General features: G+C 39.8%; 1 protein-coding gene. It reads left to right on the forward strand.

All coding sequences use genetic code 11. The features are described 5' to 3' along the window. Positions 1–97: 97 nt before the first annotated feature. Complete coding sequence (locus FTU86_RS13710; protein WP_005176703.1) at positions 98–1,249, forward strand: IS4-like element ISAbe18 family transposase; 1,152 nt, start codon at positions 98–100, stop codon at positions 1,247–1,249. Positions 1,250–1,269: the final 20 nt, after the last annotated feature.

Consider the following 1,269-nt stretch of genomic DNA (forward strand, 5'->3'; position numbering starts at 1 on the left):
CACTGCTGTCCCATAGTTTGCTTTAAATAAAAAAACCTGAGTCCTAACAGTTAAAATATGAGTGCAAACAAACACTTTAACGACCAGGATTCAGGTTTTGTCACATCAGAATACCGTATTTCATGAGCTAATTAAACCTGTTGTGCGACAGGATTTTGAACAACTTGCTAAAGTACACCATGTTGGACAGAAATTTAGAGCGGCTTCCCGGTGGGATCAGTTTATTGCTATATTGATGTCTCAATTCTCTTGTAGGCAAAGTCTGAGAGATATTCAATCCAATTTGGAGTGCCAACAGGAAAAGCTGAGTCATCTCGGAGCAAAGTCTATTCCCCGAAGCACGCTGGCACGAATCAATGAGCAGCAGCCTGCTGCCTTGTATCAACAGCTATTTTACAAGTTGCTTAAATACTATGAACACTCAAAAGTAGCTCATAAATTTCGCTTTAAGAATCCCTTGTATTCCTTGGATGCCAGTCATATTGACTTGTCGCTTTCCTTATGTGAATGGGCCAAAGTTCACGACTCAAAAGCCAGCATGAAACTCAGTATAGGATTGAATCACAGCAATGATATTCCTGAGTTTGTTGCAGTTGAAAATGGCAAAGAAAATGACATGGTACAAGGCCGCAAATTCCAGTTTCCTGCTGGCAGCATTGTAGTTTTTGATAAAGGCTATGTCGATTACCAATGGTATGCAAATCTGACTGCTCAAAACATTGGATTTGTCACACGTTTTAGGCCTAAATCTGTGTATCAGGTGATCCAGCAACATCCAGTGCTTGAATCCAAAGGTATTCTAAAAGATGAAACCATTCAGCTGAATAGCGCACATGCCCTAAAAAGAAAAGCCCCAGTGTTAAGAAGAATTGAATATAGAGATCAGCAAAGTGGCAAGCACTTTAGCTTTCTCAGCAATAACTTTCATTTAGCCGCCTCCACCATTGCGGCGATTTATAAAGATCGTTGGAAAGTTGAGCTGTTCTTTAAGGCGATTAAGCAGAATCTCAAATTAAAAGCGTTTCTAGGCCGCAGCAGGAACGCAATTCAGACACAAATCTGGATTGCGATGATCGCCTATTTATTGGTGAGTTTCGCTCGACATTTAGGAAAAACAGGTTGGACAGTTCAACGTTTACTCAGAATAATTCAAGTGAATTTGTTTGAAAGAAGAACTTTAAAAGCTTTATTTTCACCCGATAAAATACCCATAAAACAAGAGGAAGCTCAAATGAGCTTCCTCTTGTGAAAAATTGTGGGACAGCAATG

The organism is Acinetobacter sp. YH12155 (assembly GCF_013418255.1).
Taxonomy (GTDB): domain Bacteria; phylum Pseudomonadota; class Gammaproteobacteria; order Pseudomonadales; family Moraxellaceae; genus Acinetobacter; species Acinetobacter indicus.